Consider the following 12,300-nt stretch of genomic DNA (forward strand, 5'->3'; position numbering starts at 1 on the left):
AGGACCGTGCACATCGTGAAGGGCTCTCATGCGTGACATGAACGAGGACGCGGCGGCGAACGCCGGCCGGCGGACGAACGAGGGGCAGCGGACGACCGCCGGCCGGCGGTCGGACGAGGGACGGCGGACGAACGACGGGCAGGCCACCGCGGAGGCGATCGAGCGGGGCGGGAGCGGGCTCGGCGTCAGCGAGTTGCTGGCGCTGGTCATGACGGCCGAACCGGCCGGGCCGGAGCCCGCCGCAGACGAAACCGCCCCGGTGACGGGCTCCGACGCTCCCGTCACCGGCGCCCCTGCCTCCGGCGCCCCTGTCCCCATCGCTCCCGTCACCGGCGCCCCTGTCCCCACCGCCGCTGCCTCCGGCGCTCCCGTCCCCGGCGCTCCTGCCCTCGACCTCGACGGCCTGACCGAGGCCATCGCCGTCGCGGCCGGGCGCTATCTGCCCCACGGGCACCTGGACGCCGACGCGGACTTCTTCGACGCCGGAGGCAGCTCCGTGCACGCCGTCGAACTCGCGGCGGAGCTGGAGCGCGATCTGGGCGTGGAGCTGGACCTCGACGACGTGTTCGCCGACGCCCGGCCGAGCAGCCTGGCCCGGCGGTGGCTGGAGCGGGGCGGCCACCCGGTCCCCCTGCCGGCCCCCCGGACCGCCGAAGCCGAGAAGCTCCCGGCGCCCGCGCCGGCCGGCCTTCCGACGCCCGCGCCGGCCGTCCCTCCCGCCCCCGCACCGGCCGGCACCCCTGCCCCCGCACCGGCCGGCCTTCCGACGCCCGCGCCGGCCGGCCTCCCTGCCCCCGCGCCGGCCGGCGGCCTCACCGTCCGGTCACCCCGACCCGCGGACCCCGCCCCCGTCACCACCCTCCCGCTTCCCGACCTCGCGGACGACCCGCACGGCACCGCCCGCCGCGAGGACCTCGACCAGATCCTGGCCGACCTCGCGCTCGCCGACCGGCTCCCCTTCCTCCGCTCGCCCGAGCCGTTGCCGCCCCGGCGGATCCTGCTCACCGGGGCCACCGGCTTCCTCGGCAGCCACATGCTGCTCGACCTGCTGCGGCACAGCGACGCCCACGTGTACTGCCTGGTGCGCGGGGCCGACGAGGAGGCGGCGACCGCCCGGCTCGCCGAGCAGTTGCGCACGTACCGGCTGCCGTGGAACGCGGAGGTCCGGCGCCGTGTCACCGTGCTGCCCGGTGACATCCGCCGCCCCCGCCTCGGCCTGTCCGACAAGCTGTGGCACACCCTCGCCCACGAGCTGGACAGCGTGGTCGGGGTGGCGGCGGCCGTCGACTTCCTGCGCGGCTACCAGTCGCTGCGCGCCAGCAACGTCCTGGGCACCCTCACCCTCGCCGAACTCGCCGCCACCGGACGGCCCAAGCCGCTGCACCACATCTCCTCGATCGCCGTCTTCAACGAGGTCGGCATCGGCTCCATGGGTGAGGACGACCCGTTCGCCCACGTCGACCGCCTCGTCGCGGGCTACGACCAGTCCAAGTGGGCCGCCGAGACGGCCCTGCGCCGCGCCCGCGACCACGGGCTGATCGTCTCCGCGCTGCGCCCCGGCGGCATCGGCGGCCACACCAGGACCGGCGCCTACAACCCGCAGGACCTCAGCAGCGGTCTGATCTCCGCGTTCGGCCGCTTCCGCACCGTGCCCGCGTTCCGCTACCTCAACGCGGCGCCCGTCGACTGGGTCAGCCGGGTCGCGGTGGCCGTCGTCTGCGAGCCGGACGCGTGGGGCTTCGACTACCACCTCACCGGTGTCCCCAACACGCTCGACGACGTGGTCCGCGACATGGCGTTCGGCGGCATGCACGTCCGGGTCGAGGACTGGGACGAGTGGCGCACCGGCACCCTGGACCGCCTGGAGGCCGAGCCGGTCCCCGAACTCGCCTTCCTCGCCAGGGTGTTGCAGAGCCCGACCGCGCTGAAACTCTGCGAGGCCACCCTCAAGGGACCGGCGGCCGCCGCCGAGCGCACCGACGCCCTGGTGGAGGCCCTGGGCCTGACACCGGCCGCCCGCTACGACGCGCAGGCGCAGCTGAAGACGTTCGAGAAGCTCGCCGGAGACGGACTCGCCCGGCTGCCGCGGAAGGAGGACCAGCCCTATCTGTGGTTCGCCGAGACCACCGAGGGCCGGGTCCGCCGCACGGGCGACACCGCCGACAGCCCTTGTTCGATGGCGCTGACCCTGTCCATCGCGAGCATGTACCAGCTCGTCAAGGAGCGCCGGGTCGACGTCTCCGGCGCGATCACCTGCCCGGCGGCCCACGCCGAGCCCCTCACCGTCGTACACGGTGACCTCTGGGTGCGTCCCGAGGAGGGCATTCCGCAGCAGCACGGACTCGAGCACCAACTTCTGCGCTACCGACTCCGGTTGCGGGACGCGGACGGCCGACAGTGGTGGCTGGAGGGCCACAAGTACGCCCGCGCCCGCCGCGACCTGTGGCGGCAGACCCGCGCCCTGACGATCGAACTCGGCCGCGAGGGCGAACCGGCCACGTTCACCGGTGAGGTCGTCGTGCCCGCCGACTCCTACGTCCGCGACCAGATCGACGGCATCAAGGTCGCCCCGCACCTCACCGGCCAGGAGAAGCGGGCCGCCAAACTGACCTGGCTGGCGTGGTTCGGCCTGGAGATGGGGCGCGGACTCGCCGGCCCCTTCGTCCGCGCCGCCGCGGACCTGCTCGACCTGCGCCGTACCCCGAACCCCACGGAGCGTCACCGATGATCTTCAGGACGACCCCCGCGCCCCGGCGGCAGCTCCGCAGGGTCAGGACCACCACCGCGCTGCGCCCCCTGCGCCACCGCCTGGACCCGGCGCGCGTGGAGGAGATCCCCTTCCGCGCGGCCGACGGAGTCCGCCTCGGCCTGACCCGCGTCGATCCCGGTGAGAGCGGCCGCCCCGTCGTGCTCCTGCTGCACGGCCACACCGCCTCCGCCGACATGTTCCTGCTCCCGGAGACCCGCAACCTCGTCGACTCCCTCCTCGACGACGGCTACGAGCCCTGGCTCCTCGACTGGCGGGGCAGCTGCCGGCTGCCCTACAACGAGACCGGACAGCGCTACACCTACGACGACGTGGCCCTGTACGACATCCCGGCCGCCGTCTCGCACATCCGCGAACGCGTCGGTGACCGCCCGCTGTTCGTGGTGGCCCACTGCATCGGCTCCCTCACGCTCTCCCTGTCGATGACGGCCGGACTCGTCCCCGGCCTGGCCGGCGTGGTCTCGCAGGGCGTGTTCCTCACCCCGAAACTGTCCGGCCGCACCTCCCTGCGCATGTCGGTGGCGGGGGAGCTGCTCAAGTCCCGCATCGACCACATCCCGGTCGACTTCCGCAAGGTGGGCCTCCGCTCGAAGTACACCCCCCTGTTCGCCCTGGCCTCCCGCAAGGCGTCCTGCCCCGACCCGACCTGTCAGATGCTGCACCACTCGGCCTGGGGGAGCGGCGCCTCGCTCTTCGTGCACGAGAACCTCTCCGAGGCCACCCACGACCGGCTCGCCGAACTGCTCGGCCCCGCGCCGCTGTGGATCCTGCCGCACCTGCGCCGTATCGAGCTGGCCCGCAGCGTGGTCCGCTGGCACGAGACCGACGGCCGCTACCGGTCGCTGCCGCGGAACGCCCTGGACGCGGCCGGCCGCATCGACACGCCCGTCCTGCTGCTCGCCGGCAGTGAGAACGGCCTGTGGCTCGACTCGCAGAAACTCTGCCACCAGGTCCTCGCCCGCCGTCAGCCCCAGCTCGACGTCCGGTACACCGAGATACCGGGCTACGGCCACCTGGACACGTTCCTCGGCCGGGGCGCCGCCCTCGACGTGTTCGGGCACATCCTCGACTTCCTGGGCGAACGACGGTGACGGCGACCCCGTCGGCCGGTTACCGTACGCGTCAGTAACCGGTCGTTCACGCAGGAGGCACCCATGCCGCAGCTCGAAGTCGACGGCGCGAGACTGACGTACGACGACGAGGGGCCGCGCGACGGCGGCGGGGTGCCTCTGGTGTTCGTCCACGGCTGGACGGCGAACCGGCACCGGTGGGACCACCAGGTGGCGCACTTCTCGAAGACGCGCAGGGTGGTCCGGCTCGACCTGCGCGGGCACGGCGACAGTGCCGGGGCAGGTGTGAAGACGGTCCAGGAGCTGGCGAACGACGTCCTCGCCCTCCTCGACCACCTCGCGGTCGAGAGGTTCGTGCTGGTCGGGCACTCGATGGGCGGGATGATCGCGCAGACCATCGCCCTGTCCCACCCCGAGCGCGTCGAGCGGATGGTGCTGGTGAACTCCATCGGCCGGATGGCGTACAACCGGGGCAGAGGCCTGCTGATGGCCGCCTCCACCCTCGTCCCGTACAAGCTGTTCGTCGCCACGAACATCCAGCGCGCCTTCGCGCCCGGCTACCCGCGCGACGAGGTCCGCGCCTACATCAGGTCCTCGGCGGACACTCCGCGCGAGGTGGTCATGACGCTGTACGGCGCGATGCGGGCGTTCGACGTCCTGGACCGGGTCGGCGAGATCCGCACGCCGACCCTGATGATCCACGGCTACCACGACGTCCAGCTCCCGGTGAAGCAGATGCTGCGCATGGCGAAGGCCTATCCCGACGCCACCGTCCGCATCCTCGACGCGGGTCACGAACTGCCCGTCGAGAAGCCGGCCGAACTGACGGCGGCCATCGACGCCTTCGTGACCGCCCCGTCGGCACACCCGCACACCGCCGGCTGACACCGCCCCGTCGGCACACCCGCACACCGCCGGCCGACACCGTTCGGGTCGGCCGCCCTCCCGCGCGCCGCACGACTCCGGCGGCCTCACCGGTACCGGCGTACGGCGGCCGCACGCCCGAGGCAACCCTCCCGCCCGGCGCGTGCCGCCCCGGCCGCGCCGGCCCGCGTCCACGAGCGGCAGCCGCAGCGGCGGCAGGTGGCGTCATCGGTCGTCGTCGTCGGCCCCGCAGGAGCTGCCGCTGGGCGGCAGGGAGCCGTACAGGAGGAAGTCGTCGACCTTGCGGTGCACGCACTTCGACGAGCCGTACCCCGTGTGGCCCTCGCTGCGGTTGTCGAGCACCACGGCCGACGGCCCGAGCCGCTCCGCCGTCTCCACCGTCCAGCGGTACGGCGTCGCCGGATCCCCGCGGGTGCCGACGAGGAGCATCTTCGGTGTGTCGAGATCCTTCACCTCGTCGCGTATGTAGTCCGTGCCCTTCGGGCGGCCGTAGCACATCAGGACCTGGGTGAGCCGGTACTGGCCGAAGACCGGCGACGCCTTCTCGTAGTCGGCGCGCAGCCGCTTCAGGTCGGCGGTGATCTGCTTCGCGGTGGGGCGGTCCGGATCGTCGGCGCAGTTGATCGCCATCAGTGCCGCCGGCAGATTGTCCAGGGGGATCTCCTCCTCGGCGACCAGGCCGCCGCTCGGATCGCCGCCCCCCGGATCGCGCACCGGCAGGGACAGGCCGCCGGTCGCGAACGCCATCACACCGCTGGTGTCCCCGCTCTCGACGAGCTGGGCCAGCGCGCGTTCCAGGGACGGCCACAACTGCTTGCTGTACAGCCCCTGCCCGATGGCGCCCACCAGGTCCTGCCCCGTGAAGGCCGCGCCGAAGTCGGTCGGCACCGGGTCCTCGTCCAGGGAGCGCACGAGCCGCCGCACGTCCTCGCGGGCGGCGCGCGCGTCCTGCCCGAACGGGCAGGCGATGTCCTTCACGCACCAGTCCACGAAGTCGTCCAGCGCCACCTGCTGACCCCGGGCGCCCGCGATGCCCTGCTCGGAGAGCGGCTCGGTGAGTGTGTCCACGCCGTCCAGGACCAGCCGGCCCACCCGATCGGGGAACTGCGCGGCGTACACCGCGCCGAGCCGGGTGCCGTACGAGAAGCCGAGGTAGTTGAGCTTGCTGTCGCCGAGGGCCGCGCGGATCACGTCCAGGTCCCGGGCCGCGTCCACCGTGCCGATGTGCGGCAGGACGGGACCGGAGTGCTCGGCGCACGCGGCGGCGGCCTTCTTCAGCCGGGCCAGCAGCGCCCGTGGATCGCCGAGGTCGTCCGGGTCGTCGTCGACGGCCGCGTAGGCGTCGTTTTCGGCGTCCCCGCAGCTGACGGGGGAGGACCGGCCGACGCCCCGCGGGTCGAAGCCCACCACGTCGTAACCGTCGGTGAGATCCATGAACTCCTTGCCTCCATAGGCGAGTTCGGGGACCCCCGGGCCGCCTGGACCGCCGAAGTTCAGCACCACCGAGCCGCGTTTGTCGCCGGTGGCGCGGTAGCGGGCGAGCGCCAGGTCGAGGGTGGCGCCCTTGGGGCGCGCGTAGTCGACGGGCACGGTCACCCTGGCGCACTGGAGGTCGTCGGGCATGCCGTCGCCCGTGCACCTGCCCCACTTGATCCTCTGGTCGTGGAACCGGGAGAGGTCCGGGGGACGGTCGCCGTCCGGCGTGGGGGTCGCGGTCGTCGGCAGCGCCGCGCCGAGCAGGGTCAGCGCGGCGGCCGCGGCGAGGGTGCCGCGTCGCCGTGCGGGTCGCGTCTCCAGCTTGGCCAGCATCGATGCCTCCCAGGACGCCCTGCTGCGGACCGGGGACCGGCGCCCCGGCCCACGATAGGCGGGCTCCGCGGGACCCGCCTCCGGACGCCCGGCGGCCCTCGTACGGCCCGTCGTGCGCGGCCCTCGTACGGCTCGCCGTGCGCGGTGCCGGGCGGACCGCCGCCCGCGCGGAGGGCAACGACATTGTCTGCTTTACCGCCAGTTCGATCGGAGTGGCACCCATTGGGGTGAAAGACCGTTTGGCCATAACTCGGGAGGTGCCGCCGCGTTCTACGGGGTGCGGGCGAACGCCCGCGACCATGTCTGGAAGGCAGGGACCCCATGAGACGGGTTACCCGAAACGGTGTGATCGCCGTCGCCGCCGCCTCGGGCGCGCTGGCCGTGGCGATGCCCGCGTTCGCCGACTCCGCGGCGGACGCGACCGCGGCCGGCTCGCCCGGAGCGATCTCCGGGAACGGCGTCCAGCTGCCGGTGAACGTTCCGGTGAATCTCTGTGGCAACACCGTGAACGTGGTGGGACTCCTCAACCCGGCCGCGGGCAATGCCTGCGCCAACAAGGGCTCGACCGCCGCGCCCGCGAAGAACGGCGGCGGCGCGAGCGCCCACGGCGGCGCGCTGGACTCGCCGGGCGTCGTCTCCGGCAACGGCGTCCAGCTGCCCGTCCACCTCCCGGCGAACGTGAGCGGCAACACCGTCGACGTCGTCGGCATCGCCAACCCGGTGTTCGGCAACGAGTCCGTCAACACCTCGGACGACGGGCCGGCGCCGCCCACCGGGCCGAAGCCGGAGCCGCCGACGCGGCACACCCCGCCCGCCGCGTCCCACTCGGATCCGACGGTGGTGCCGCCGGCTTCCGTCGCACAGGCCCCGTACGCCATGTCGGCGCTCGCCCACACGGGCAGCGACGCCACGGTCCCCGGCCTCGCGGGCGCCGCGGCGCTGGTTCTGGGCGGAGCGGTCCTCTACCGCCGGTTCCGGCCGGGCGCGGAGCGCTGACCGGGACCGCCGCACGGCCGTGGGTCCCGTTCCAGGGCGCCTACGGCCGTTCCGGCCCGGCGGTTTCTGCCTGAGCCACTGAAGTCCCGTTCATCCCCGCGCCATGACCCCATGACCACGGGAACGGCGTCCGCACCCGCCCGGACCGTCCGCCCGAACCGTCCGCCCGCACTCGCGGCCGGTCCGGCGCCTGTCCGGTGGCGGGGGGACCGCGTGGCGACGCCGCCCACCGGTAACTCCCTTGATCACGCACGGGGGTGATGCTGAAGTGTGCCCATGGACAACGCCGCGGTACTCGACCTGTACGACCGGGACATGCGCGAAGGCGCCCTCCCCGAAAGCCCCGGCGCGCGCGTCGAACGCGTCGGGCGAGTGGTCCGCCACGTCGGCTCCGAGGGCGGCTGGAACGGCGTCGTGTGGTCCGGTCTGGACGCCGCCGCGGAGGCCGACGAGGCGATCGCCGAGCAGATCGCGTACTTCGGCGGGCTCGGCCGGGACTTCGAGTGGAAGGTCTACGGCCACGACCGGCCCGCCGATCTTCCGCACCGGCTCGTGCGGGCCGGGTTCGCGGCCGAGCCGGAGGAGACCCTGATGATCGGCGAGACCGCCGAGCAACTCGTGGACGCGCGACTTCCCGAAGGACTCCGCATCGTGCCGGTCACCGACATGGCGGGCGTCGACCTCATGGCCGAGGCGAACGAGAAGGCGTTCGGCAAGGACGCCGCCTGGCTGCGGGACCTGATGCGGGACCGCCTCGCCACCGACCCGGACCATGTCGTCGCCCTGGTCGTCCTCGCGGGTGACGAGCCGGTCAGCTCGGCGCGCATGGAGCTGCTCCCCGGCACACGGTTCGCCGGTCTGTGGGGCGGCGGCACCGCCGAGGCCTGGCGCGGCCGCGGCATCTACCGGGCCCTCGTCGCCCACCGCGCCCGCATCGCCGCCGACCGCGGCTACCGCTACCTCCAGGTCGACGCCTCCGACCAGAGCCGGCCCATCCTCGAACGCCTCGGCTTCGCGCCCCTGACCACGACGACGCCCTACGTGTACGTGCCGTAGGTGATCTGCTCGACGAGGTCCTCGACCAGCACCCTGATCTCGTCGCGGATGGGGCGTACGGCCTCGACGCCCAGGCCCGCCGGGTCCGCCGGCCGCCAGTCCAGGTAGCGCTTGCCGGGGAGGATCGGGCAGGTGTCGCCGCACCCCATGGTGACGCAGACGTCGGACTCCTGCACGGCGTCGACGGTGAGCCTCTTGGGCACCTCGGCGGAGATGTCGATGCCGACCTCGCGCATGGCCTCGACGGCGGCCGGGTTGACGTCGTCGCCGGGATCGGAGCCGGCGGAACGGACCTCGATCCGGTCTCCGGCCAGATGGGCCAGCCACGCGGCGGCCATCTGGGAACGGCCCGCGTTGTGCACGCAGACGAACAGCACGGAAGGTTTGTCGGACATCGGGGGTCTCTCCTGTCTCACGGCGGCATCAGTCGCGCGTGACGTCAGCTCCGTGACGCCCGCGGCCGCCCACTGGTTCACCTCGTCGACCTCGTTCGCCGGCCCGGCGGTGACATCGGGCCGGCGGCGCCGTCGGGCGCGCCCTGGACGGACACCTCGCGGGGAGGGCGCCGGACCCGGTCGCGGGATCCGTCGGCGCGCAGCTCGTCGGCGGGGGTCGTCGGACCGGCCCTGGTGGGCCCGATTGCCGTGTCCCGCCCGCGCCCCGCTCGGTCCGATCAGCCCAGGGTGCCCAGCATCTGCCCCATGGCCGTGACCACCGAGGGCTCCACCCGGTAGTAGACCCAGGTGCCCCGCCGCTCGGAGGTGAGCAGCCCCGCCTCCTTGAGCTTCTTCAGGTGGTGGGACACGGTCGGCTGCGAGACGCCGACGTCGGAGATGTCGCAGACGCAGGCCTCCCCGCCCTCGTGCGAGGCGACGAGGGAGAACAGCCGCAGGCGCACCGGATCGCCGAGCGCCTTGAACATCCGGGCGGTCCTCGTCGCCTCGTCCGCGGTCAGCGGTCGCTCGGTGAGCGGGGGGCAGCAGGGGGCGACGGACTCCGTGACCTCGGGCTCCAGGAGGGGCAGCGCCTCGACATTCGACATCTGTCTATGTTGACACACGTCTAACCAGCGTGGCCAGGGGAGTGACACGGACGCCTGCGGAGCGAAATTAGACGTCCATCTATGTTGACGTCCGTCGAAGTAGGTGCCACGCTGACCGCACAACAGATCGACGGATGTCGAAACAAAGGGGATCCCGTGACCGCGTCGGCCCCGACCGGGTGGGTGCGCCCGGACGGCGCCTCCTGCCCCTCGGGCGGCGACTGGGCCGACCGCTACCTCCAGCCCCTCGCCGACGTCCTCGCCGACCGGGTGCGCTACGTCCCCGTCCACACAAGGAGTTCCCCATGTCCCGTCTGCAACTCGCCCTGCGCGTCCCCGACCTCGCCGCGTCGGTGGCCTTCTACACGAGACTCTTCGCCACCGAACCCGCCAAACTCCGCGACGGCTACGCCAACTTCGCCATCACCGAACCCCCGCTCAAGCTCGTCCTGATCGAGGGCGCCACGGACGAGGCGACCCGCATGGATCACCTCGGCGTCGAGGTCGACAGCGTCGAGGCGGTCCGCGCCGCCACTACCCGCCTCGGCGACGCGGGCCTGGCGACCGACGTGGAGAACGACACCACCTGCTGCTACGCCCTCCAGGACAAGGTGTGGGTGCACGGCCCCGGCCGGGAGCCCTGGGAGGTGTACGTCGTCAAGGCCGACGCCGCATCCCTGGCCAGGCGGCAGGACAGCACCTGCTGCGCGGGCCCGTCCGAGGCCGACGGGAAGGAACCCGCCGCCGCGGGCGCCTGCTGCTGATCCGCCGAGGCGCCCGACGGCCGTGCGGCGCTGCCGTACCGCCCGTTCGGACGCGTGTCGGTTGCCCGCGCGTCTGCTCGCCGGTGGTATGGCTGCGGGGCCGCTGGTGCAGGGCCCGGCTCCCGTCAGCCGCGAGGGAAGGGCCCGCCCATGCCACGGACCGTCGTACGGATGCCGCGCGGAGGGGTCGCGAGCGCCGCGGCCGGGGCGTTGGTGTTGCTGCTGGGAGCGCCCGGCCCGGCGGCCGCGGGCGGGCCGGGCGGTGACGGCGGCGTCGTACTGCGGTGGAAGCCCTGTGCCGACGAGGCGCAGGCCGCGTTCGAGTGCGCGGTGGCGAACGTGCCCCTCGACCACACCCGCCCCCGGTACCGCACCATCGAGCTGGCCGTGATCAGGCACCGGGCCGCCCGACCCGCCGAGCGGGCGGGCGCGCTGTTCTTCAATCCGGGTGGTCCGGGCGGTCCCGGCACGGTAGGACTGCCTGAGTTGTACGAGAAGTTCCCCCGCGAACTGCGCGACCGCTACGACATCGTCAGCTGGGACCCGCGAGGCGTCGGCGCGAGCACGGCCGTTCGCTGCTTCACCACCACCGCGGAGGCCGCCGCCTGGCAGAAGCAGGTGCCGCCCTTCCCGGTGGGGGAGCGGGAACAGCGCGCGTTCAGCGCCGCGTACGCCGACCTCGCCCGGCGCTGCGAGCGCCGCGACCCGGAACTGCTGAGCCACGTCTCCACCGCCGACACCGCCCGCGACCTGGACCTGCTTCGCCGTGCGACGGGGGAGGAGCGGCTCAACTACTGGGGCGTCTCCTACGGCACACTGCTCGGCGCCACCTACGCCAACCTGTTCCCCGAGCGGGTCGGGCGTCTCGTGGTCGACGGGAACGTGGACCCGCGGGCCTGGATGGACCGGGGCGCGACCGGTGAGCCGGAACTGAACACCTTCCTGCGGCTCGGCTCCCACCTGGGCTCGGCGGGAACGCTGGAGCAGTTCCTCGACCACTGCGGTCGGGCTCGCGTGACGGGGTGCGCCTTCTCGGCGGGCACCCCGGCGGCGACCCGCGCCAAGTACCGGTCCCTGCTGCGGCGTCTGGCGGACCGGCCGGTCGGAGGGTGGACGTACGCGCGGACGGTGAGCGAGGTGCGTGGCGGGCTCTACACCGTGCATCCCGGCTGGGCCGGGATCGCGGACACGCTCCAGGGACTGTGGGGCGGCCGGGCGCCCGTGGATCCCGGGTCCGTGGCGACGGACCCGGCGCGGTACCCGGGCTTCGAGCAGTCGATCGCGGTCATGTGCGCGGAGAGTCCCAACCCGCGCTCGCCGGACCGCTACCCCCGACTGGAGCGGCGGGCGGTGGCGGAGGCCGGGGCGATGGGCAGCTGGTGGGTCTGGGCCGACGAGCCCTGCGCCGCGTGGCCGGCCAGGGCGGCGCGGACGTACACCGGTCCGTGGAACCGGACGACCGCCCACCCGGTCCTGGTGGTCAACACGACCCACGACCCCTCGACCCCCTACCGGTCGGCTCGGGCGATGGCCGCGGAACTGGGCGGGGCGCGCCTGCTGACGCTCGACGGGTACGGGCACACCGCGCTGGACAACCCCAGCGCCTGCGTGAGCCGGCACGTGGTGCGCTACTTCCGCACCGGCGCGCTGCCACCGCGGGGGGCACGGTGCCGTCAGGACCTCCCGCCCTTCGTCGAGCGGATCCCGGGGCCGACCCCACCGCCCGCCTCCGCGGGTACGCCGACGGAGACCGGGCCGCCCGGCGGCGCGACCGTGCGGGTGCTGCCGCCGTACGGTGTCTGGCCGCCCGAGGTGGTGTCGGGTCTGTTGCCCCCGCGGTACGCCGCGGAGGTGCCCGACCGCCGTTGACGTGCAAGTCTCTGGCTGCATAACGTGGGGTGTGCGATCACA

Annotated in this window: 10 protein-coding genes; 7 read left to right on the top strand and 3 right to left on the bottom strand. The window is 73.6% G+C overall.

All coding sequences use genetic code 11. The annotated features are described in order from the left end of the window. Positions 1 to 28 precede the first annotated feature (28 nt). The 3 genes from ACFYO5_RS09010 (at position 29) to ACFYO5_RS09020 (ending at position 4,722) form a co-directional block, all read left to right on the top strand. Positions 29 to 2,728 (top strand): thioester reductase domain-containing protein, encoded by a 2,700-nt coding sequence (locus ACFYO5_RS09010; protein WP_388705958.1) that lies wholly within the window; start codon positions 29 to 31, stop codon positions 2,726 to 2,728. Continuing rightward, a complete protein-coding gene (locus ACFYO5_RS09015; RefSeq protein WP_388705959.1) occupies positions 2,725 to 3,858 on the top strand; it encodes an alpha/beta hydrolase in 1,134 nt (377 codons plus the stop codon). The genes ACFYO5_RS09010 and ACFYO5_RS09015 overlap by 4 nt, the downstream gene beginning before the upstream one ends. 63 nt (positions 3,859 to 3,921) lie before the next feature. Next, a complete protein-coding gene (locus ACFYO5_RS09020) occupies positions 3,922 to 4,722 on the top strand; it encodes an alpha/beta fold hydrolase (protein ID WP_388705962.1) in 801 nt (266 codons plus the stop codon). Between the two features lie 204 nt (positions 4,723 to 4,926). On the opposite strand, the gene ACFYO5_RS09025 is transcribed toward ACFYO5_RS09020, so the two are convergent. Beyond that, positions 4,927 to 6,531 carry an alpha/beta hydrolase gene (locus tag ACFYO5_RS09025; protein WP_388705964.1) on the bottom strand — a complete coding sequence of 535 codons (1,605 nt, stop codon included), beginning with the start codon at positions 6,529 to 6,531 and terminating at the stop codon, positions 4,927 to 4,929. A gap of 321 nt (positions 6,532 to 6,852) precedes the next feature. On the opposite strand from ACFYO5_RS09025, the gene ACFYO5_RS09030 reads away from it, so the two are divergent. Continuing rightward, on the top strand, positions 6,853 to 7,527 hold the full coding sequence (locus tag ACFYO5_RS09030; protein ID WP_388705967.1) for a chaplin: 675 nt from the start codon (positions 6,853 to 6,855) through the stop codon (positions 7,525 to 7,527). A gap of 276 nt (positions 7,528 to 7,803) precedes the next feature. Next, positions 7,804 to 8,583, top strand: a complete 780-nt coding sequence (locus tag ACFYO5_RS09035) for a GNAT family N-acetyltransferase (protein WP_388705969.1) — start codon at positions 7,804 to 7,806, stop codon at positions 8,581 to 8,583. On the opposite strand, the gene ACFYO5_RS09040 is transcribed toward ACFYO5_RS09035, so the two are convergent. Together ACFYO5_RS09040 and ACFYO5_RS09045 are read right to left on the bottom strand one after the other, a co-directional pair. Then, positions 8,565 to 8,978, bottom strand: a complete 414-nt coding sequence (locus tag ACFYO5_RS09040; protein ID WP_388705971.1) for an arsenate reductase ArsC — start codon at positions 8,976 to 8,978, stop codon at positions 8,565 to 8,567. The genes ACFYO5_RS09035 and ACFYO5_RS09040 overlap by 19 nt on opposite strands. Positions 8,979 to 9,256: 278 nt before the next feature. Further along, positions 9,257 to 9,625, bottom strand: a complete 369-nt coding sequence (locus ACFYO5_RS09045; RefSeq protein ID WP_388705974.1) for an ArsR/SmtB family transcription factor — start codon at positions 9,623 to 9,625, stop codon at positions 9,257 to 9,259. A gap of 305 nt (positions 9,626 to 9,930) precedes the next feature. On the opposite strand from ACFYO5_RS09045, the gene ACFYO5_RS09050 reads away from it, so the two are divergent. Both ACFYO5_RS09050 and ACFYO5_RS09055 read left to right on the top strand, forming a co-directional pair. After that, a complete protein-coding gene (locus tag ACFYO5_RS09050) occupies positions 9,931 to 10,389 on the top strand; it encodes an ArsI/CadI family heavy metal resistance metalloenzyme (RefSeq protein ID WP_388705977.1) in 459 nt (152 codons plus the stop codon). 150 nt (positions 10,390 to 10,539) lie between these two features. Beyond that, entirely contained in the window at positions 10,540 to 12,258 is a 1,719-nt protein-coding gene (locus ACFYO5_RS09055; RefSeq protein WP_388705979.1) for an alpha/beta fold hydrolase, read from the top strand. Positions 12,259 to 12,300: the final 42 nt, after the last annotated feature.

This window comes from Streptomyces sp. NPDC006259 (assembly GCF_042870975.1).
Lineage (GTDB): Bacteria > Actinomycetota > Actinomycetes > Streptomycetales > Streptomycetaceae > Streptomyces.

Coding starts and splice junctions, on each gene's coding strand:
- ACFYO5_RS09025 (WP_388705964.1), bottom strand. CDS start 6,531: ATGCTGGCCAAGCTGGAGACGCGACCCGCACGGCGACGCGGCACCCTC.
- ACFYO5_RS09010 (WP_388705958.1), top strand. CDS start 29: ATGCGTGACATGAACGAGGACGCGGCGGCGAACGCCGGCCGGCGGACG.
- ACFYO5_RS09045 (WP_388705974.1), bottom strand. CDS start 9,625: ATGTCGAATGTCGAGGCGCTGCCCCTCCTGGAGCCCGAGGTCACGGAG.
- ACFYO5_RS09015 (WP_388705959.1), top strand. CDS start 2,725: ATGATCTTCAGGACGACCCCCGCGCCCCGGCGGCAGCTCCGCAGGGTC.
- ACFYO5_RS09020 (WP_388705962.1), top strand. CDS start 3,922: ATGCCGCAGCTCGAAGTCGACGGCGCGAGACTGACGTACGACGACGAG.
- ACFYO5_RS09040 (WP_388705971.1), bottom strand. CDS start 8,978: ATGTCCGACAAACCTTCCGTGCTGTTCGTCTGCGTGCACAACGCGGGC.
- ACFYO5_RS09050 (WP_388705977.1), top strand. CDS start 9,931: ATGTCCCGTCTGCAACTCGCCCTGCGCGTCCCCGACCTCGCCGCGTCG.
- ACFYO5_RS09055 (WP_388705979.1), top strand. CDS start 10,540: ATGCCACGGACCGTCGTACGGATGCCGCGCGGAGGGGTCGCGAGCGCC.
- ACFYO5_RS09030 (WP_388705967.1), top strand. CDS start 6,853: ATGAGACGGGTTACCCGAAACGGTGTGATCGCCGTCGCCGCCGCCTCG.
- ACFYO5_RS09035 (WP_388705969.1), top strand. CDS start 7,804: ATGGACAACGCCGCGGTACTCGACCTGTACGACCGGGACATGCGCGAA.